Below are 22,096 nucleotides of genomic sequence, written 5' to 3'. Positions count from 1 at the left end.
TGTCTTTTTAGTTCTTTCATCATTTTAAATTATATTTTTTTAGTTTATAATCTAATGACTGTTTGGAAATTTTTAATTTGTCAGCAGCTTCTGCAAATGTGGTTGTTGAATTTAAAGTTTCTATTAATAATTGTTTTTCATATCTTTCTACCTTTTCATAAAGAGAAACATTCTCCTCTTCAATTTCAAACTCAATCATATACTTTTGTACCGATTCTACTAAATAAGGGGGCAAATCTTTCAATTTTATATACCTTGAACCAATTATATTAAATGCTCCTTCTATTACATTTTTCAATTCTCTTACATTACCAGGCCAATTATAATTTAAAAATATATTTCTAACTTCATCAGTTATACCTTCAACATTTTTATTCATTTTTTGATTATACATGGAAATAAAATATTCAGTTAAATATAGTATATCTGGAACTCTTTCCCTTAATGGTGGTACATCTATTTGTACCACAGTTAGTCTAAAAAATAGATCTTCTCTAAGTTTGTTGTTTTCAATACACTCTAAAGGTGGTTCGTTTAATGTCGCAATTATTCTTACATCTACAGGAATTGGTTCTGTTCCACCAATTCTAATTATATTTTTATTTTCAATAGCTCTTAATAATTTGGATTGCATATTTAAATCCATAGAATTTACTTCATCTAAAAACAAAGTCCCTCCATTTGCAACTTCAAATAATCCTTTTCTATTCTCTGCTCCAGTATAGCTTCCTTTAACGCTTCCAAATAATATACTCTCCAACATATTATGGGGAATAGCCGCACAATTTTGAGCTATAAATCTACTTTTATTTCTATAACTATAAGTATGTAAAGCTTGTGCAACCAACTCTTTTCCTGTACCTGTTTCTCCATAAATAAGTACAGGAGAATCAGTGTTTGCAACCTTTATTATTTTAGATTTAACCTCTTTCATCGATTCTGATTTAGTAATAATATCATCAATATTATAAAGACCAATATTTTCCTCATTATTATTAGCTGCCAATACAATATTTTGTCGCTCATTTTCTTCTATACATCTTGCTAAATCTATAGCTCCTATTATCTTTCCATTATCAATTATAGGAAGAGTACTATATAAATTTGTCATCTCTTGCCCATGTTTTGTAGTAAGATATTCTACTTGATCATATATAGGCTTTCCATCTTTTAAAACTCTCATTATACTACTAGTTTCTTCAGTTAAATATGGATGAATGTCTAAAATAGAACTTCCAATAATATCATTTCTTTTTAAATCAAATATATCCGTCCTCATATTTGCATAATATTGTATTATTCCCTCATCATCAGTTATGATAATGCTATCAAAATAATTATAAAGATTAAGAATATTTCTGATATTTACCACCTTAATCATCCTTATCAATAAATTTAAATGTAAAAAACTCCATAATTTTAGGATAGTATATGCTGGTATATCTAAATACTTAATTACTTTAGTTATGATATTTCAATAATTATATTATGAGACAGAAGGTCTGACCCTCTGTCCCATTATTTTGCCCCTTTAATTACCTTTATCTCAACATCTTGTTTTTCAACTTTTTTATCAATTTCATTAACCTTTTCTTCAAGCATAGTTAATTTTTCATAAGTTAGCTTATATCCATCATATAATGCCTTATGATTTATATCCATTTTATTTTCAAGTCTAACTATATCCTGCTTTGTTGCCATATTCTCTCTCATCTCTTGCATTTCTCCATACATCTTAGTCATAAATTCAAATAATTGCTCATTAGATATACCCTCACCCAATCCTATCACCCCTATGTATAAACTACATTTATTATACCATTAATTTATTAGTCTATTCAACATAAAATTTTTGAACTACCCTCATATATGCATTATAATAGTTATAGGAAGCCAATAAATGCAAAATAAAAAAACTCTTAATATTAAAAACATGCAATTTTTTTAAAAATATGATAAAATATAATTTGACAAAATAAATACAAAATTCAAGGAGGGTTATAAAAAATGATTATTGGAGTCCCAAAAGAAATAAAGGAACAAGAAAGTAGAGTTGCACTTACTCCTGCTGGTGTAGATGCATTTGTTAGAGCTGGTCACAAAGTTTTAGTAGAAACTAATGCAGGAATAGAAGTAGGCTTTACTGATGAAGAATATGCAGCTCAAGGAGCTGAAATTGTACCAGAAGCTGCAAAAGTATGGGAACAAGCAGATATGATATTGAAAGTTAAAGAACCACTAAAATCAGAATATAAATATTTCAGAAAAGATCTTGTTATATTTACTTATCTACACTTAGCCGCAGAGGAAGAATTAACAAAAGCTTTAGTTGAATCTGGAGCTATCGCTATTGCTTATGAAACAGTGCAAAATCCAGATGGATCACTTCCACTTCTCACTCCAATGAGTGAAGTCGCTGGTCGTATGGCTATTCAACAAGGATCTATATACTTAGAAAAAACCAGAGGTGGTAAAGGATTATTAATAGACGGTGTTCCAGGAGTTCCTCCAGCTCATGTTGTCATTGTGGGTGCTGGCACTGTAGGAACTGGTGCTATTAGAAGAGCAATCGGTCTTGGTGCTAGAGTTACAGTACTTGACATAAATGTGGACAGACTTCGCTACTTAGGTGAAGTATTTATGGGAAGATTAGAAACCCTCTATTCCAATAACTATAATCTAACACAAGCTGTTAAAACAGCGGACTTAGTAGTTGGATCAGTTCTAATTCCAGGAGCTAAAGCACCAAAACTAGTTACAGAAGAAATGGTTAAACAAATGGAACCAGGAAGTGTAATAGTTGACGTAGCAATTGATCAAGGCGGCTGCGTAGAAACTATTGATCATCCAACAACTCACGCTGATCCCATATTTGTTAAACATGGTGTAATCCATTATGCCGTTGCTAATATTCCTGGAGCAGTTCCAAGAACTTCTACATTAGCTTTAACAAATGTTACTTTACAATATGCACTTAGAATAGCTAACAAAGGATGGAAGCAAGCATTAATTGATGATAAACCATTAAGAAAAGGTGCTAATGTAATAGACGGGAAAATCGTTTACAAATCAGTAGCAGACGCATTTGATATGCCTTATACGCCAGTAGAAGAAGTACTTGGTATATAAGCTTTATAAATTATATAAATTTGTATCATAATAATAAGTACAGACTTGCAAGTCTGTACTTATTATTCTTATATATGAATTTTAAAAATTATATTGTAATTATGCTATTATTAAAATTTATTAATTTTATATTAAAGAGGTGTCTCATGGGAAATACAATAAACAAAACTAATGGATTTAGTATGTCCGCATATACTCTTAAAATTATAGCTATTATTGCAATGTTAATTGATCATATAGCTTGGGCATTTGTCCCAACAGGAACTATTTTAGGACAAATAATGCATATAATAGGTCGCATTACAGCTCCGATTATGTCTTATTTTATATCAGAGGGATTTTATTATACCCGTAGTGTAAAAAAATATGCCTTAAGATTAGGTATATTTGCCATAATTTCACACATCCCATACTATTATTTTATGAATGGACAATTACCTATTTCCTTTTCTAATGGATTTAAATTTAAAATTCAAACAAGTGTTATATACACACTTTTACTTGGTTTAATTTCATTAATAATATGGAATAGTGAAAGGATAAATAAAAAATTAAAAATTCTTCTAATAATTTTAATTTGTATTATTGCCATACCAGGAGATTGGAGTTTTATAACAGTATTATGGATATTATTTTTTGGTATAAATCATAATGACTTTAATAATCAAATGTCAAGTTTTATTACTATTTCAATTCCTATAATAATGTCTCCATTATTAATGCTTCTCAATAACTATAATTATTGGTATGAGCAAATATTTAATATTGGAATCCTTTTAGCTGTACCTTTGCTTAAACAATATAATGGAAAACCTGGAGGCAACAAAAATTCTAAATGGCTTTTCTATATTTTTTATCCTTTACATTTATTAGTCCTCGGTCTAATAAAATATAAACTTTAATAATAAAATCATTACAAAATAATAATTTATATAGAATTTATATTATAAAGTAATGATAAATAAAGATATACTTTATAAAAGAATTTGAAAAATTATTATAAAAAAACCTCTGAGGAAGCTCAGAGGTTTTTTATAACTACATCATTGGCATTCCGCCACCTGCACCATTCATTCCAGCCATTGGTTCATCTTCTTCTACATCTACTACTGCAGCTTCAGTAGTAAGTACCATAGATGCTACAGATGCAGCATTTTGCAATGCTGAACGAGTTACCTTTGTTGGGTCAACTATTCCTGCATCAATCATATTTACATACTCTCCACTTAATGCATCAAAACCTACTCCATTCTCTAATTCTTTAACTTTTTCAACTATTATGGAACCTTCTAATCCTGCATTTTCTGCAATTTGTCTTACAGGCTCTTCTAATGCTCTAATCACTATTGAAATTCCGGTTCTTTCATCTCCTTCGGTTTCATCTAATAATTTTGAAACAGCTGATATACTATCTATAAGAACAGTTCCACCGCCAGGTACTATTCCTTCTTCGACAGCAGCTTTTGTTGCTGCTAAAGCATCTTCAATCCTTGATTTTCTTTCTTTTAGTTCTGTTTCTGTAGCTGCACCTACTTTAATTACTGCTACACCACCAGATAATTTAGCAAGTCTTTCTTGATATTTTTCCTTATCAAATTCAGAATCAGTTTCTTCTATTTGAACTTTTATTTGTTTAATTCTATCTTCTATAGCGGATTGACTTCCTTCACCATCTACTATTACAGTATTTTCTTTATCCACTTTAACCCTTCTTGCTTTACCTAACATATCGATGGTTACATCCTTTAGGTCATATCCTAAATCCTCTGAAATTACTTGACCGCCTGTTAATATTGCAATATCTTGTAGCATTTCTGCTCTTCTATCTCCAAATCCTGGAGCCTTAACTCCAACACAGTCAAATGTTCCTCTTAATTTATTCACTACTAATGTAGCTAAAGCTTCTCCTTCTATATCTTCAGCTATAATTAATAGTGGTCTTCCTTCTTGAACTATTTTTTCTAATATTGGAAGTATTTCTTGTATGTTAGCAATCTTCTTATCTGTAATAAGTATATATGGTTCCTCTAATTCAGCTTCCATCTTTTCAGTATTGGTTACCATATAAGGAGATACATATCCTCTATCGAATTGCATACCTTCTACTACTTCTAAAGTAGTACCAATGGATCTAGATTCTTCTACAGTTATAACTCCATCGTTCCCAACCTTTTCCATAGCTTCTGCAATTAAATTACCTATTTCTTCATCATCAGCTGAAATAGATGCAACTTGTGCTATAGATTCTTTGGAATCTACTTGTTTTGAAAATCTTCTAATTTCTTCTACTGCAGCTTCTGCACCTTTACTAATTCCTCTTTGTAGCATAATTGGATTTGCACCTGCTGCTACATTTTTAAGCCCTTCTCTTATGATCCCTTGAGCAAGTAATGTAGCTGTTGTAGTTCCATCGCCTGCCACATCTTGTGTCTTTGTAGCCACTTCTTTTACAAGTTGAGCACCCATGTTTTCATATCTATCCTCTAATTCTATTTCTCGAGCAATAGTTACACCATCATTTGTAATAAGAGGTGCACCAAATTGCTTATCTAAAACTACATTTCTTCCTTTTGGTCCAAGAGTTACTTTTACAGTATCAGCTAATTTATTTATTCCCTTTTCTATTGAACGACGAGCATCTTCACTGAATTTTATTTCTTTAGCCATTATATTCACACTCCTTTAATTTTTAATATTAATACAATAAGTATACAAACCTTTCTAAAACTATTCTACTACTGCTAAAATATCATTTAGTTTAAGTATAGTATACTCCTCTCCATCAATCTTAACTTCTGTTCCTGCATACTGAGAAAATATAACTGTATCCCCTTCTTTAATTTGATTTTTCTTCTTTTCATCATTTAAAATATCAGCACCTATTGCTACAACTTTTGCCATCTGTGGCTGTTCTTTAGCACTGCTTGGAAGAACTATACCGCTTTTAGTTTTTTCTTCAGCTTCAAGTTTTTTAATAACAACTCTGTCACCCAATGGTTTAAGGTTCATAATATACGCCCTCCTTATATTAAAATTTATTATTTACCTGCATGTTATTAGCACTCATTAATAATGAGTGCTAATATGTACATTTATATGTTACTTAATAAAAATAATAGAATCAAGTCCTAAATTTCATTATTTTTTACCATATATTCTATTTTTGCATATTTTTTGTTATTTTACTTCGTAATTCATTGAATATGTTCTAAATTCTCCCATTTTTTTATTTACATATAAAATACTCGCCTATAAACTAAAAGATAATAATAAATTATATAGACATATTACCTTTATTGCTTTTTCTACCTATTCCCAATTCTCTTGCATAATAAAATAAATATTGTTGTGCAAATCCCGCTAAAGAACCAAATTTTTCTTTAGCATACATAGCAATTTTTTCATTCATTATATTTTCTTTTAAATAAAAGTGCTCCATTACTCTCTTTACCCATACATCTACTGGAAAAGCATCACTTTTATTTAAAGAAAATAACAGTATGCAACTAGATACCTTAGGTCCTACTCCTGGTAATTGCATAAGTGTTTCTTTAGCTTCTTCTGTAGATATTTTAAATAATTTATCTAGATCCACTTTCTTGTTATTAATCATATTGGATGTATTAATTATATATTTAGCTCTATAACCTACTCTGCAGTTTTTTTCTAGTTCCTCTTCCTTGGCTTCAGCTAAAATATTGGGACTTGGAAAAGAAAAATATTTTTTCCCATTATATAAGCCTATAAACTTTCCATAATTTTGACTAATCAATTCTATAGATCTTTTTATCCTTGGTATTTGATTATTAGCAGATATTATAAAAGATATAGTGGTTTCAAAAGGATCCTGGTTGAGTATCCTTATACCTTCTCCAAATTTAATAGCCTCTTTAAGTACTGGATCCTTAGATAATTCATCCTTAATCCTGCTATAATCCCTACCTAGGTCAAAATAATCATACCATATATCATAAAAATCTAAAATATTTGTGTTTGAAAATACCACATCTTCTCCTTCTTTTTTTACATTTAATATCTTCCCATTATGAACTATAGTATAAGAACGGTCTTCTTCTATTTGCCATCTAAAAGCTTGACCACACTCAAATATATGTTTGGGATTAAAATCATTCATATCTTTGACTATTACTTTATTGCTTCTTTCTATGATATTATAGTCCATCTTAATAACACTTCCTTTTAAATTCTAAAATTATTTAAATCATCTTTTGTTAGTATATTAAATATTACCCATTTTTATATTATACCCCAAAAAAGCACCTGTAAGTTAAAGAATAGTTATATATATAATTTTCGTCATATCATAATTTAATAGATTGCACATTAAGTAAATATTAATATTATATTCTTGAACTATTTTTATCCATAAAAATACTATAAAAAAGGACAGTAGGGCTATTTACACGTCCTCTGTCCAATTTAATTACTTTTCAGCAGTATCTTTATCATATATTTTTATGGGTATATCTTTTTTATTATTACTGTCTAATATATCTTTATATCTAATATCATTTTCTAAGTTTTTAAATTTATCCACATCATCTAAAATAGATACTTTTTTATTTAAAACCCTTATTTCTTCTAATAAGTCCACATTTCTTGCTTGAAGATTTGTTTTTTCCTGCATTAGTTTTCTAATTTTCTCTTGACTACTTTCGTATTTTGCCATAAACTCTTGAACAACCTTTTCTTGCTGTTCCATCTGAGATAGTATTTCAATCATATCTTCCTCTAATGCATGAACCTGCTCTTTATATAAATTTGCATTTCGTTTTAACAATAAAAATTCTCTTTCTTCTATTTGGTTTTTTTCTAAATATTCTTTAAGCACTTCTTTGTCCATAGTTAACTGCTCATTTTCTACCTGCAGTTCTTGACAGTGATTATAAAGCTTATCAAATTTAACTCTTAATTCTTCAAGAGACTTATTTTCATTTATTAAATTTTCATTTTCCAATTCTAATTCTTTTACTCTATCATTAAGAACATCAACTTGATTTTTCATGCTTTCTATTTCTTTTTTTAATTTTAAAATTTCATCTTCTTTTTCTGCCAATACTTTTTTTCTTATATTCTTAACTTCTTCTTTCAATTTTTCATTTTCTTTTTCTTTCTCTTTCAATTCCTCTTGAAGTTTTAAAACTTCTAATCTTGAAACTTCTTCTAATTCACCTTTACTATTATTTAAAACATCAATTTTAGATTTTAAGTTAGAAATTTCATCTTTTAATCGAGATATTATTTTATCTTTTTCAACTAATTCATCCATTGCCCGTTGCATATTATCTTTTAATTTAAATATATCTTTTTTATCTTCTGATACCAATTCTAACTCTTTTTTTAATTCTGATACTTCTCCTTTAAAACTTTCTACCTCGTTTTCTTTTTTGTCTATTATTTCATTTAACTTTTTAATTTCTTCATCTTTTGCTTTCAACTCTAATTCTATCATTTCTAATTTTTCTTCTGTTAATTTAGCTTTTTGTTTTGAATTCTCCAATTCATTTTCTAATTTTATTAAATGGCTATTCAATTGAGCATATTCTTCTTCTTTAGAAGCTAGTTCTTCTTTTACAGCTTCATATTTTTCTACTAATTCTGAATAATCATTTTCTAGCTTTGAATAGTATCTTTCCATTTCTTCTTTTTCTTTTTCTAGTTGTAATTTACTTTCTTGAATATCGTGAACTAACTGCTCTTTTTTTTCCTTTAATTTTAAATATTCTTCTTGTAACGTTGCTATTTTTTTCTCAGTTTCAGAAAGCTGTGATTTTAATAATTCATTTTCTTGAGACAATAACTCTTTTTCTGAAATCATTTCTTTTAATTGCAATTCAAGATTTTCTCGCATTTGCTCTACAGAACTTTTTAAATCAGCAATATAGTTATCAACGCTTCTCTTGGAATAACCACCGAATAATGACTTTTTTAAATCATCACTAAAATCTCCCTTGGACTCCATCCTACTTCTACTGTTGTTTGAAAAATCCATTCCAAATCCAAAATCTTCTTTTTTCCCACTTCCATCATCAAAAAAATCACTCACTGTATCCCCCCTCCACTTTTATTGTAAGCTTTGTCATATCCTTTATATATGGTTCAACTTTTGAAGATGCCTCAAGTAAATGTTTTGCACCTTCCACCTTGCTTCCAATTTGCCAAGGTTTTAAAACCTCATAATCAATTACATTAAAATCCTTATCTAGATAAATTACACATATATCAAACTTCATAAAAAAAGTATGCACTCTTGAACAATTTAAAAATAATAAAGCTTCATCCTCTGGTAATTCATTCTTAAACATTAGCCCTCTAAACCTAGACCAAAAATTTGCTGCTATTTTTATTTTTTTTATCATAAAGCTTTCCACCTTAATTACCCAAAGCTTCTAAAATTTGAGGTATAGCTGGACCTAATAATACTATAAATATTACAGGAAATATAAATATGACCATAGGAAGCAACATTTTTACAGGTACTTTAGCAGCTCTTTCTTCTACATCTTGGATATGTGTCTTTCTAATCATATTAGATTGAGTCTCTAGTATATTACTCATAGATATACCCAATTCATCTCCTTGTATAATAGCACTAGTAAATGTTCTTATTTCATCCATATCACATCTTTCAGCAAAAGCCTCTAGGGCTTCCTTTCTTGGTTTCCCTAAATTAATTTCTCGTCTAACTATATTAAATTCTTCTATAAGAGGACCTTCTGCTTTCTCAACTAAATAACTTAATCCTTGATCAAAGCTTAAACCTGCAACTACACTTACACTTAACAAATCCAATGCTTCTGGTAGTTGACTTTTTATAGCCTTTTTTCTATTAGTTATTTTGCTTTCTAGAGAATATCTACGGTATACATAACCTCCAAAAACTCCTAAAAAAACATAAGTAATTATTTGAAGCATACTAGCTTTTTTCCTTATTCCTATTAAAGCGCCTAATAAGCCAAAACCTATTATAATTATACAATTCATAGCTCTGTAATCCCTAGGATTCATCCTTATACCAGCCTGTGCTAATCTCTCTCCTAGCTTTTCTTGAGACTCCTTTTTAATAGGTAATAATATAGCTACAGAACGAATAAAACTATCTATAAGAGGTTCTACAAAACGTTCAAAAAAAGATAATTCCAATATATCCTCTTGGGTTAAAAATGGCTTATCTATATTTCTAATAGTACTCAATCTATTTTTTATTTCTCTATTAGGATTGATAAATATTTTAGATAGAAGTACTATACATATATATACTAAAATTGAAATTAATAAAGGTTCTTTCAACATTACACCCCCTACATTTCTATATCAATTGTCTTTTTAATAAATATAAAGCCCAATAATTCCATAATTACACTTAATACTAACAACATATGCCCAAAGGTAGTAGCAAACAATGGCTCCATATATTCTGGATTAATAATAGATATAAGTACAACTAACACAACAGGAAGCACAGATATTATTAATCCAGAAATCCTACCTTGTGCAGTTAAAGTGTTTATTTTTTTCTTAATCATAATACGATCCAAAATAGTCTCACTTATGTTATCCAATATATTTGAAAGATTTCCTCCTACTTTTCTTTGTATTGAAACTGCAGTATTTATAAGTTTCATATCCTCAGATTCCATTCTATTTGCCACATCATCCATAGCTCTTTCTAAATCTCCTCCTAATTCTACATCTTGCACTATTCTCATAAATTCTGTACCAATAGGATCTGGTAAATCTTCAGCTACACTACGCAGTGCTTGTTCAAAGGTAAAACCAGCTCTTAAACTATTGGATAATAACATAAGTACATCTCCTAGTTGATTATTAAATGTTTCCTTTCTCTTCTTTGTTTTAATAGAAATAAACATTGGAGGACCTATAAATCCAAAAAATATTAATATTAATACAAGAAGCATCCCTTTATTTAAAATACTTGCAATTAATGGAGGTATAATCATTGCAATTGCCCAAATTATAACAAATTCCTCTGGTCTTAATTGTAAACCGGCCATCATTAAATTTTCTCGTAATTTATCAGGAACAGCTATTCTTAATTTTTGTTTTTTCTTTTTCCTTCCTCCATACCCCAATAAACTCTCTTCTTTTATAATATCCAATCTTTTTTTATAAGTTATATATTTTCTATTAATAAATCTTAATAATATTTCTGTTATATTATAAACCAAAATAGATAAAGATAATGCCATTACTAAGTTCATATTATCACCCTATCTTTTTGAAAACCATTCATCTTTTACTACAATACCATTATCTCTTAATTTATCTGCTACATAAGGTCTAATTCCAGTTGGTACAAATTTCCCTCTAATTTTACCTGTACCATCATAACCTTCTTGCTTATACACAAATATATCTTGAATAGTAACAACATCTCCTTCCATACCTGTTACTTCAGATATGGATACAATTTTTCTTGACCCATCTCTAAACCTAGATTGATGAACTATAATATCTATAGCAGAAGCTATCTGTTGTCGAATAGCTTTTACAGGTAATTCCATACCTGCCATCATAACCATAGTTTCTAAACGAGCTATCAAATCTCTAGCTGAATTAGCATGAGCAGTAGTTAAAGAACCATCATGTCCTGTATTCATAGCTTGAAGCATATCCAAAGCCTCTCCAGATCTAACTTCCCCAACAATAATCCTGTCTGGTCTCATACGAAGGGAGTTCCTTACTAAATCACGAATAGTTATTTGACCTTCTCCTTCTGCATTTGCAGGTCTAGCTTCTAGAGTAACCACATGACTTTGCATAAGCTTTAACTCTGCTGAATCCTCAATGGTTATTATTCTTTCATTATCAGGAATATAACTTGAAAGTACATTTAAAAGTGTAGTTTTCCCACTACCTGTACCTCCCGATACTATAATATTACACCTTCCCTTTACACAAGCTTCTAAAAAAGCAGCCATATCAAATGATAATGAATTAAATTCAATTAGGTCACTTATTTGATAAGGAGTAGCATTAAACTTACGTATGGTAATAGTTGGTCCCGTAAGAGATAGAGGTGGTATTATAGCATTAACACGAGAACCATCTTTAAGACGTGCATCTACCATAGGATTAGCTTCATCACAACGTCTACCTATAGGAGATACTATTCGATTTATAATTTGTAATATATGATTGTTATCCCTAAAAAATACTCCTGTTTTTTCAATTTTACCATTTCGTTCCACATATACATCTCTAGGACCATTTACCATAATTTCAGTAATATCATTATCCCTTAAAAGAGGCTCTAAAGGTCCTAAACCAACAATGTCATCATATATTTCTTGTACTAATTTATCTCTTTTAATTTTAGGCAGTGGCTCTCCTGTTTCAATTAATATATCATTTATAATTTGCCTTAAATCTACATTATCCTCATTCCCATCGTTTTCTTGAATTTCTTTGTTATATTCGTCTATTACTTTCCTATGAACTATTTTTTTTATATTATCATATTTATCAGTTTTTTCTACATTTGGATTAAATGTCATTAGATTTGGCATCTCTATTCCTTTAGTTTCCGGTTTTTTAGCTTTTTCTAATCGTTCAGATAATTTCATTTTTCATCACCCTTTTATACTTTTTTTCTTGAAAAAAGGTTAAAACCAACAGCTTTTTCTTTTTCTTCTTTTGGAGTATCAGATTCATCTATTTCATTTGCCATATCTTGATAAACTCTAGAAACTTTAGATAATGGAGATTCTAATACCATTGGTCTTCCTTGATTTATTGCTTCTAAAGCTAATTTTTGATCAAAGGGAATACTTTTCCATAAAGGAAACTCTAACGCCCTAGATACATCTCGTATCTTTACCCTACTAGGTTCTTCTTTTCCTACTAAAAGGTGAATTTTTTCATTTCCAACCAAAGAATTAAGTATAGATAATCCCATCTTAGTTCTCCTAAGAGTTGCTAAATCCATACCAGTTACATATAAAATCATAGATGATGCATCAAAACAAGATAAATTTATACCATTAAACCCTACACTTGTATCAACAATCACATAATCATAATGAGTTCTAATAGCAGAAATTATTTTCTCCGTCTGTGATGCTGATATATGTTCTGCATATTCAGGACTAGAAGGTGCAGCTAATATGTTTACACCAGATGAATGCACCACCATATACTTTCTAATGGCATCTGCATTGGGACTTGGCTGTTCTTGTAAAAGTTCAGCTATAGTATTTTTTGTATCAACACGCATGATAAATGCTACTTCTCCAAATTCTACATCAAAATCTAATATGGCTACTTTTCTTTTCTTTTGAGCTAATTTTATAGCTAAATTTGTAGCCACAGTAGTACAACCCACTCCCCCTTTTGAACTAAATACTGTAATAACTTTTGATTTCCAATTTGTAATAGAAGTACTCTCTAAAGCCATAAGCCTAGTAGATTCATTGGTATATATTCCCTTCAATTGAGCTACTAAAGTATAATTATCTATTTGAAGAGGTAGTATATAGTTAACTCCTGTTTGAATAATCTTACCTATAATTTCCTGATTATAATCATCTATAATAGCAACAGGTGTAGACCTAGGTCTTAATAAATAAATCTGTTGACATACCCTTAACAATAAATTAGTATTATTAGACGAAACGAGCACTATATCTGGTCTTGTTTTGCTAATTTGATCCAGAACTTCATTTTCATCATACAATCTATATACTATTCGTATATCATCATCTTTAAGCATTGTATATAATTTTTGACTAGTTGCTTCATCAGCAAATATTAAAACTCTAACTTCCATTTTAACCTCCTATTATTCCTTCATGTATTAAATCTCTTGGCATCACATCTGGTATCTCTAGCAATTTTAAATCCTCTTGGTTTCTCAAAACTGCTCTATTGCTTCTCCCAATAACCTGAGACAAAGATAATTTTAAAGCTTCCTCTGGAGTAACGGCTAACGTGATAGTTAAATAAATAGAAGTATCATCTTTGTTTTCATTAGAAACAGTACTTATTGATTTATCAATAGCTAATACCTCTTTGTTTTGTAATAATAAAATAGCCCTTTCTTCTTTACTAGTATCTCTATTGTTTTTATTATTTCCGTCTTCATTTTCTTCTATTTCGTCTCCTAATACAGATATTATGTCTACTCTATTACCTACCTTAATAAGACCAGCTACACCAGTATCTTGTTCCACATATATGGTAATAGCACGCATGCCCTCTGGTATTACCATAGCTAAACCTGCTTCAGCACTTCCTATTTCTTTTATTTTATTAGGTATAAATATATCTCCTGCAAACATAGGTACCATAGTTGCCTTTCCAACTACACTTTCTACAGTTGTTATTGCATTTTCTGGTATTAATTCTTTATGAACCTTTTTTATTTCTATCATGTCATTTGACAATTTTGTCTGAGCATCTATATCAACTTTAGCTACTACTACTTCCCTTAAGTCTTCTTCTGGTATCTTATCTTTTTTGTTTTCCATTGGATTAATCATCATAAACATAAAAACTAAAGCTGCAATAATCATGGCTATTAATCTAGTTTTTTTCAATAATCTTCCCTACCTTTTTAATATTATAGTTATAATTTTAGTTTTAATTATGAATAATTACCACATACCAGGACGCCAAACCACATTAGCTTTTTTATCTTGACTCCCAGGAATTATAACCTTTATAGGTAACTCATTAACCCCAAATAATTTTAGGATAGTACATTCATATACATCTGTCATAATAATATCAATTTGGGCTACCCTCTGTGATGTACTATAAGTCGTTTCTTTCCATTTTACGTCTACTTGATTAGGACTTAAATTATTTTTTACTGCTATATCTCTAGCAATTTCTCTTAACACAGATTCAGGATAGTATGCATGCCACAATTCTTCACTTAAATCAAACCTTGCATCTCTAATTAAGTTTCCTACTTCTATTAGTTTGTCCCTTTTATTAAATGCAAGAGCTACATCTATAGATAATCCTAATAAAACCATTAACAACATTATAGTAAGAGCAAATAATATTGTTATATTACCTTTTTCATTTTTCTTAAATTTTTTAAACATTTTCTTCACCTCTTTAAGATGATTAATTTGTCTGCATCTTACCTCTTCTTGCTTTATATAAATTGCTATTTAATGTTATGCTATCCCTTAAGAAAGGCTTTGCAACTGGAGTAAGAGGTTCTATTTTGTATTTTATTTTGCCTTGAATTTCTAAAGTGGTAGTCTTAAAATCTACATTTCCAGAAGTAGTAGCTCCTCCTCTATGTTTGTATAATTTTCTCCCTGGGTATATAGCTATCATACCGTCTGTTATGGACACCTTATTCTTATCAATATGAGTTCCTTTAATGTTCTTGTCAAATTCAGTTTTAAGTAGTCTATTGGCTTTATATCCGCTATAATATATTGGCTGTCTAGTATACATAACCCAATCTTCATCTGAACTAAGATTTAAATCCCAAGCCATTTTTCTACAAGTATAATCAAATGTAACCTTTTGATATATTATCCAACCTAAATCTATAAGAAAAAATAATAGCAATAAAAAAATAGGTATAACGATAGCAAACTCTACCATAACTTGACCTTTTTCGCTTCTTATAAATTTAAACACTTATTCTCTCACCACCTAATGTTTGTCTTTGAAAAACAAGGTTTTATCCTCCTCCTAAATACATCATTCCCTTATATGCTTCGGAAAGAATCATACTATCCCCTAATATAGTCTTAGTTATAAACATAATATAAGGCAATTCATATTCTAAAGATACAGTTACATAGCAAAGATCATTCCAGTTCGGAGTAGTATCAAATCTTCCTGTATTATAATTATAATAATGTCCAGTATAAACCCTTCTTATAGATTCACTTCTTGAAATAGTATATCTTAATTTGCTCTTATCTAAATTAGTATTTTCCTCTATCACTTTTCTTATTATTTGATCAGCATTTTTATAATTAGAGTATCTTTTTATTCCATCAGTTGCTCCTGCTTCTTCATATAATATAACAGCCCTTTGAATCTCCCCTGTTAAATGCTGTAAATTTATCTTAGCATGAACCGCTCTGCCCATATCACAAATCAGTCCAAGCATTATAAGCATAATTGGAAGAACTAAGGCAAATTCAACAAGGCTAGTACCTTTCTCATGTTTAATTAACCTTTTCATACACATCTTCTCCTTAAGAGTGTTTTAAAGGGGATAAAATTTTATCCCCTTTTTACTTTGGCTTTTTGGCTTCTTAGCATTTATGGTGTTATTATTATCTATTTTCCTTTTTTGCAATGTTTATTTTGCTACTTAATCTGTAATTTCTCCTAATTTTCCTTCTACATTTTTAAATACATCTGCTATTTTTGTCCCTAAAGGACTTAAAGCAAGAGCAGCTACAATAGCTATGAGTGCTAATATCAAGCCATATTCTACCATTCCCTGCCCACTTTCTTCATTCATTAACCAGTTTAACATTTGACAACCTCCTTTCATTTGAAATTATTTATATTTAAAATACACTTATTTCCAAGTGTATACACTTGGCAAATTAATATTGAACTTTAAATACTACTTTTGTTTTTAAGGAAATACATCTTTTACCATGTCATACATAGGTTTTACTATATTTTGCCCTAAAGACCTCAAAGCTCCCACAACTATTAATGCAGTTAAAGCTAATATCAATCCATACTCTACCATACCTTGTCCACTTTCTTCTTTGAAAAATATATTGAATATCACTTAAAACACCCTCTTTCCTATGCTAATATTTAGTTAAAAAATCTTATTATTTCCATGATAATAGGCTTATATACTGCTATTATGCTACCTCCCATGATTTGAATACACATTGGAAATGAACTTCCAATAGCTATGGTTTTGGTAAAAAATCCAATTAATAAATACACTACTAAAAATAGTACTATTCCTATTAGAAATATAGACATGTTTTCCAATCCCATAATTATGGATAATGCCATAGCCAACTTTATGTCTCCTGCTCCTACACCAATAGAACCTGAAAAGAATCTTGTTACAAAAGCTGATAGGAAAAATATTGCCCCTGTGATAATCAATGCTAAAAATCCACTTCCCAATCCTCTTATTCCATTAGTTAATAATTGATGTACAATTCCAAGTATCATTATAAACAATACTAGTTCATTGGGGATTATCCTAATCCTTTCATCAATTCTTACACCAAATACTGCTGATATACATATTATAGATGCTAATACTGCTTCGTATATTTCCAAATAATAAAATGCTAAAAATATGCCTAATGAAATTACCAACCCGTTTATCCATTTGTCTTTAGGATATTCTGGACGACTTATGGTATAGGTTTTATTTTTCTTTTTTTCTTTCCATAAAATCATCTTATTTATTACTTTTGACATATTGTATCCTACTATAAATCCCAATATAGTTAATATAAGTATTACAAATTTTTTTATCATAATTTAATCATTCCATTCATTTTTATACTTACATATGTCCATATGAATATTACTAAACTTATACATATCTTTACTACCAGTTTATTGTCTTTTATATTTACTTTTTTTGTTTTAATTATTTTAGTTTCTTCATAAATTTACCTTTTTTTGATATTTTAATTCTTTATTGCTGTCGATTAATGTTTACTTTTGTACTGTTCATTCATAATTTTTTTAATTTCTATTTTTTACATTTAGTGCATATTTGCTGTAATCTTATTAGCCCTACATCTAAAAATTTTAATTTAGTTTGATAAATCAAACGGTCTTTCCCATTAGAAGAGCTAACTTTCATTTCTGGTATAGCTTTACTTTGTATATATATTCTTTCTTCTTCTGTTAAACTATTTAAACCTGTTTTATCTAAAAATTCCTTATAAAACATACTATTTTTATGATCCAGTCTATATTCTGTAATCTTATATTTGCCTTTTAATCCTCTTATATCTAATACCATCTTTTTTTCTATTCCTATTTTCCCATTTTTAGTACTAGTAAATATATTATCAACATATTTGTTATACTCATTGAAATTACTATATAAAAGTATTACTATATCACTGCCATTTTTAGTAGCAAAACAGCCGTCTCCCATCCACAATATGTCTTCTCCCAATTCTCCAATAAATTCTAAAATATAATAAAAAGGCAGTTTTATACCAAATTCTTCACAAAATATACTTTGAGTTCTTTTTGTTTTTTCTTCCTCATCAATTAAATTATAAGAATATATATATAAATCTTTTTGTTTCATAGTAGGCAACACTAAGTTTAAAAATAAAATATAATAAAAATTCCTATGTTCTTCTAAAAACTTACTGTCACTAACTATGTGATTAAATGAAGCAAGTATATTTTGCTCATTAATATTTTTATCATATTGTAAATATGAATTAATCTCTTTCACTACGCAATTTAATTTTTCTCCTAAATAATGTAAACCCTTTTTTTCAATAATATAATCATCATAAACTAACTCTATATCATAAAATTGAGGTTGATTTGATATTTTTCTGAGTTTCTTTAAAAACTCTAATTCTTCTTCATGTTCATGACAAATATTTATCTCTCCTATGTATAGGCCCCAATTATATGAAGCTTGTCCAAATTTATCTTCTAGTATATTTATGAAATTATCTATATGACTAAATATTAATTTTGAAAAATTATCATTTAAAATTAATCTATTTATATTAGGAATATACAATTCAAATTTCCATTTTGATAATAAGGATACACCTACAATTGCAGATATAATATCTAACATTTTCATCATTGAAAAGTAGCATTCTTGATGAAAAGCATATTCATCATTAAGAAATTTCCCCATATTTTGAGACATAAAATCTATCTGAATAATAGGGTTTACATAATTATCATTTAATATTTTTATTAATTGATTAAATTCTAATTTTGATAATTTCCTTAATTCCCCATCACAAGTAACTAATAAAAAATTATCATTCACAAACTTAAATTTAATAACCACACTTTTGGGTTTAAATTTCCTTAAAATATTGTCTAATTTTTCAATATCATTACCTGTTATACAATTTAAATCAATAACATTTCCCCATGTTCTTTGATTTATTCCTATATTAGAATACATATCTACGATATAATTTTTGATTTCTACATCCTTTTTTACATACCTATTTCGTTTTTCTTTTTTTATTATTTCAATAAACTCTTGTACTGATTCATCCCAATAAAGTATATTTTGTATATAATTTTCTATATTTTTATTAATATACTCATATTGTCGTCTAAAACTAGTAGGTGGCATACCAAATGTCCTATTGAATTCTCTATTTAATGATTTTATATCAGAAAATCCGCTACAAATAGCTATTTCTGTAATTGTTTTTTCTGTATTTAATAATAAATCTATTGCTTTATATAATTTCTGATTTAAAAAAAATCTAGTAAAATTCATGCCTGTAATTTCTTTAAACATTCTTGACAAATAAGAATAACTAACATTATATTCTTGAGCCATTCTCTCTAAGGTAATGTTTTCATTAACATTATGAGCATATTTTTCAACAATATCAAAAATTATAGATTCAATGGTTTCTTTTTTATTTTCATATTCACCACATGTACTTTCAACCATATATGGTTCAATATCATTAATTAAATCTGTTAATCTATTAATGCAACAATAATATCCACTTTCAACATCTAAACTTTCTATATATAAAAGTCCAAGTGAATATATGATATTTTCATTAATTTCCATGTTGTCTAAATTTCCTAAAAAAGTAGTATTCTTTGATATACCAAATTTTTCTTCTAAATAATCTGGTTCTATTTGTAAAAATATAATTATAGTATCTTCATTTCCAGAAAGTATACTATAGGCTTTACTGCTGTCAATTATGTAAAAATCTCCTTTCGTTAATTTTTTAATCCCTTCTCTAGTTTGAATTTTTACCGTTCCTTTAATTACATATACTAACTCCAAAGCTTCATAAGCTAAAAATTGTTTCCCTTCAATTTGAGCTAAAAAAATCCTATAAGGCAAACTTTTTTCTGTCATAACAATATCATGAATTTTTCTAAACTTAATTAAATCTTTAATCCCCTTCACCTCTAATGATTCTGTAGCCATTTCTGTATCATCCTCTCCCCTTATAATAAGTTTATAAATTAATTTTATAACTTACCATTTTAATATAAAGTTTCCTAATTAGTATGTCGAATATATGCATTAAAGTTTTAAATAATCTGACTTTTCTATTTAAATATTCTCCCACTAATTTGTCTTCAAGTAAAATTAGTGGGAGAATATTTAAACTTAACAAATTTATAAGAATTTTATAATTATTATTCCTATAGTTTTACTTTTCATTTTTTTACCATACGTCTTACTACTCATTATTTTACTAAATTTGTCCATTTTTTTGCTACCATTTAATTGCCTAATATATTCCTTTTTATTGTCTCTATTAATTCTATTTTTATATAAAAAATACCTTTTTTTGATATTTTTCGCCTTTATTGTCATCTTTTTTTAATGTAAAGCTGAAAAACAAAAGTAATAAAGGATATAGAAATTAAGCAAAAAAATAGGACGGTAAAAACCGTCCTCATTATCCCATTATATATTAAATTAGTACCAACCTCTTAATTTCATCACATCAGCAACTTTTTTAACTGACAACATATAAGCTGCTTCTCTTATTGTAACATCGTATTTCTCTTTTAATGCCCATATATCATTAAATGCTTTAACCATTTCTACTTCTTGTTTTTCTTCTACTTCTTTTTCACTCCAATAATATCCATATAAATTTTGTACCCATTCAAAATAAGATACTGTAACACCACCTGCATTTGTTAGTATATCTGGAGTAACAGGAATACCTCTTTTTTTAAGTATTTCATCTGCATCAGGAGTTGTTGGACCATTAGCTGCTTCACATATTAATTTGGCATTTATTTTTTCTGCAACTTCAACTGTAATTGCATTTTCTAAAGCAGCTGGTATAAGTATATCTACTTCTAATTCCCAAAATTCATCAAGAGAAATCTGTTTAGCTTTTGGATAATCTACTAAATTTTTATGTTCATCCATATAAGCTTTCATATCTTCAAAATCTAAGCCTTCTTCATTGTATAATGCATAAGTTCCTACTGATGGTGCCCATTCACCTACAGCTACTATCTTTGCTCCTTGTTTTTGAACATTTTTAACAGTATATGAACCAACATTTCCAAAACCTTGAACTGCAACTTTAGCACCTTTTATATCTATACCTAATCTTTTAGCTGCCTCTCTAGCTATAACAGATACTCCAAACCCTGTAGCTTCATTTCTCCCTTCAGATCCGCCCCATGCTACCGGCTTTCCAGTTACAACTCCAAGAGAGGATTGTCCAGTTAATTTATTGTATTCATCTACCATCCAAGCCATTACCTGCCCATTTGTTCCTACATCAGGTGCAGGTATATCTATTTTCTCACCTAAATATTTATATAGTCCTTGTATGTAACCTCTGGACAATCTTTCCAACTCTCCTTGAGATAAGCTTAAAGGATCTACAATTACGCCACCTTTTCCTCCTCCATAAGGTACGCCCATAACTCCACATTTAAATGTCATCCACACTGACAAAGCTTTTACTTCATTGATATTTACTCCTGGATGAAATCTAACTCCACCTTTACCAGGTCCTATAGCATCATTGTGTACAGCCCTGTATCCTTTAAATACCTTTGTAGTACCATCATCCATTCTAACTGGAATAGATATTTCAATCGTTCTTAGAGGCTCTTTTAATATTTCATACACTGCTGGTTCTAGTTTTAAAGCATCACAAGCAGCTTTTACTTGCCTTTGAGCACTCTCCAATGGATTTAAATTTTCTTTTGACATTAAATATTACCTCCCTTGATTTGTTAATGAAAACCTTTTTAAAGCAATTACTTATAT

General features: G+C 28.9%; 22 protein-coding genes. 2 read left to right on the top strand and 20 right to left on the bottom strand.

What is annotated here, in order from left to right; all coding sequences use genetic code 11:
- Positions 1-19: 19 nt before the first annotated feature.
- The gene (locus tag JL105_RS02020; RefSeq protein ID WP_158279956.1) at positions 20-1,372 is read right to left on the bottom strand and encodes a sigma-54 interaction domain-containing protein; all 1,353 of its coding nucleotides are present in this window, start codon (positions 1,370-1,372) and stop codon (positions 20-22) included.
- Positions 1,373-1,518: 146 nt separating this feature from the next.
- The gene (locus JL105_RS02015) at positions 1,519-1,782 is read right to left on the bottom strand and encodes a hypothetical protein (protein WP_202690568.1); all 264 of its coding nucleotides are present in this window, start codon (positions 1,780-1,782) and stop codon (positions 1,519-1,521) included.
- 225 nt (positions 1,783-2,007) lie between these two features.
- Here JL105_RS02015 and ald point away from each other — a divergent pair, with 225 nt between their 5' ends.
- Positions 2,008-3,129 carry an alanine dehydrogenase gene (ald, locus tag JL105_RS02010; RefSeq protein WP_132025236.1) on the top strand — a complete coding sequence of 374 codons (1,122 nt, stop codon included), beginning with the start codon at positions 2,008-2,010 and terminating at the stop codon, positions 3,127-3,129.
- Between the two features lie 146 nt (positions 3,130-3,275).
- A complete protein-coding gene (locus tag JL105_RS02005) occupies positions 3,276-4,031 on the top strand; it encodes a TraX family protein (protein ID WP_158279957.1) in 756 nt (251 codons plus the stop codon).
- A 136-nt stretch (positions 4,032-4,167) separates the two neighbouring features.
- On the opposite strand, the gene groL is transcribed toward JL105_RS02005, so the two are convergent.
- The 18 genes from groL to JL105_RS01915 form a co-directional block, all read right to left on the bottom strand.
- Positions 4,168-5,796: a chaperonin GroEL gene (gene groL, locus JL105_RS02000; RefSeq protein WP_132025240.1), complete on the bottom strand. Its 1,629-nt coding sequence runs from the start codon at positions 5,794-5,796 to the stop codon at positions 4,168-4,170.
- A 60-nt stretch (positions 5,797-5,856) separates the two neighbouring features.
- Positions 5,857-6,138, bottom strand: a complete 282-nt coding sequence (gene groES, locus JL105_RS01995) for a co-chaperone GroES (protein ID WP_132025242.1) — start codon at positions 6,136-6,138, stop codon at positions 5,857-5,859.
- Positions 6,139-6,403: 265 nt separating this feature from the next.
- Positions 6,404-7,312, bottom strand: a complete 909-nt coding sequence (locus tag JL105_RS01990; protein ID WP_132025244.1) for a DNA-3-methyladenine glycosylase family protein — start codon at positions 7,310-7,312, stop codon at positions 6,404-6,406.
- A gap of 261 nt (positions 7,313-7,573) precedes the next feature.
- Positions 7,574-9,196: a coiled-coil domain-containing protein gene (locus tag JL105_RS01985; protein ID WP_158279958.1), complete on the bottom strand. Its 1,623-nt coding sequence runs from the start codon at positions 9,194-9,196 to the stop codon at positions 7,574-7,576.
- The gene (locus tag JL105_RS01980; protein WP_132025246.1) at positions 9,189-9,509 is read right to left on the bottom strand and encodes a DUF192 domain-containing protein; all 321 of its coding nucleotides are present in this window, start codon (positions 9,507-9,509) and stop codon (positions 9,189-9,191) included. Before JL105_RS01980 ends, JL105_RS01985 begins: the two co-directional genes overlap by 8 nt.
- A 13-nt stretch (positions 9,510-9,522) precedes the next feature.
- Complete coding sequence (locus JL105_RS01975; protein ID WP_202690567.1) at positions 9,523-10,440, bottom strand: type II secretion system F family protein; 918 nt, start codon at positions 10,438-10,440, stop codon at positions 9,523-9,525.
- A gap of 11 nt (positions 10,441-10,451) precedes the next feature.
- Positions 10,452-11,372, bottom strand: coding sequence for a type II secretion system F family protein (locus tag JL105_RS01970; protein WP_202690566.1), 921 nt, complete (start codon positions 11,370-11,372; stop codon positions 10,452-10,454).
- Positions 11,373-11,381: 9 nt separating this feature from the next.
- Positions 11,382-12,737, bottom strand: coding sequence for a TadA family conjugal transfer-associated ATPase (locus tag JL105_RS01965; protein WP_132025250.1), 1,356 nt, complete (start codon positions 12,735-12,737; stop codon positions 11,382-11,384).
- Positions 12,738-12,751: 14 nt separating this feature from the next.
- Positions 12,752-13,939, bottom strand: coding sequence for a P-loop NTPase (locus JL105_RS01960; protein ID WP_132025252.1), 1,188 nt, complete (start codon positions 13,937-13,939; stop codon positions 12,752-12,754).
- A gap of 1 nt (position 13,940) precedes the next feature.
- Complete coding sequence (cpaB, locus tag JL105_RS01955; RefSeq protein ID WP_132025254.1) at positions 13,941-14,708, bottom strand: Flp pilus assembly protein CpaB; 768 nt, start codon at positions 14,706-14,708, stop codon at positions 13,941-13,943.
- A 57-nt stretch (positions 14,709-14,765) separates the two neighbouring features.
- On the bottom strand, positions 14,766-15,224 hold the full coding sequence (locus JL105_RS01950) for a TadE/TadG family type IV pilus assembly protein (protein WP_132025256.1): 459 nt from the start codon (positions 15,222-15,224) through the stop codon (positions 14,766-14,768).
- Between the two features lie 22 nt (positions 15,225-15,246).
- The gene (locus JL105_RS01945) at positions 15,247-15,777 is read right to left on the bottom strand and encodes a TadE/TadG family type IV pilus assembly protein (RefSeq protein ID WP_132025258.1); all 531 of its coding nucleotides are present in this window, start codon (positions 15,775-15,777) and stop codon (positions 15,247-15,249) included.
- A 43-nt stretch (positions 15,778-15,820) separates the two neighbouring features.
- Positions 15,821-16,333, bottom strand: a complete 513-nt coding sequence (locus tag JL105_RS01940) for a TadE/TadG family type IV pilus assembly protein (RefSeq protein WP_158279959.1) — start codon at positions 16,331-16,333, stop codon at positions 15,821-15,823.
- Between the two features lie 132 nt (positions 16,334-16,465).
- Positions 16,466-16,633, bottom strand: a complete 168-nt coding sequence (locus JL105_RS01935) for a Flp family type IVb pilin (RefSeq protein WP_132025262.1) — start codon at positions 16,631-16,633, stop codon at positions 16,466-16,468.
- 105 nt (positions 16,634-16,738) lie between these two features.
- Positions 16,739-16,900, bottom strand: coding sequence for a Flp family type IVb pilin (locus JL105_RS01930; RefSeq protein ID WP_202690565.1), 162 nt, complete (start codon positions 16,898-16,900; stop codon positions 16,739-16,741).
- Between the two features lie 29 nt (positions 16,901-16,929).
- The gene (locus JL105_RS01925; RefSeq protein WP_202690564.1) at positions 16,930-17,619 is read right to left on the bottom strand and encodes a prepilin peptidase; all 690 of its coding nucleotides are present in this window, start codon (positions 17,617-17,619) and stop codon (positions 16,930-16,932) included.
- Between the two features lie 220 nt (positions 17,620-17,839).
- On the bottom strand, positions 17,840-20,272 hold the full coding sequence (locus JL105_RS01920; RefSeq protein ID WP_132025264.1) for a helix-turn-helix domain-containing protein: 2,433 nt from the start codon (positions 20,270-20,272) through the stop codon (positions 17,840-17,842).
- Positions 20,273-20,773: 501 nt separating this feature from the next.
- Positions 20,774-22,039: a Glu/Leu/Phe/Val family dehydrogenase gene (locus JL105_RS01915; RefSeq protein ID WP_132025266.1), complete on the bottom strand. Its 1,266-nt coding sequence runs from the start codon at positions 22,037-22,039 to the stop codon at positions 20,774-20,776.
- Between the last annotated feature and the right edge of the window lie 57 nt (positions 22,040-22,096).

The sequence above is a fragment of the Keratinibaculum paraultunense genome (assembly GCF_016767175.1).
In the GTDB taxonomy this organism is placed as follows: domain Bacteria; phylum Bacillota; class Clostridia; order Tissierellales; family Tepidimicrobiaceae; genus Keratinibaculum; species Keratinibaculum paraultunense.
The sequence above is the reverse complement of the archived record's forward strand: the minus strand, read 5'-3'. Positions and strand labels throughout refer to the sequence as shown.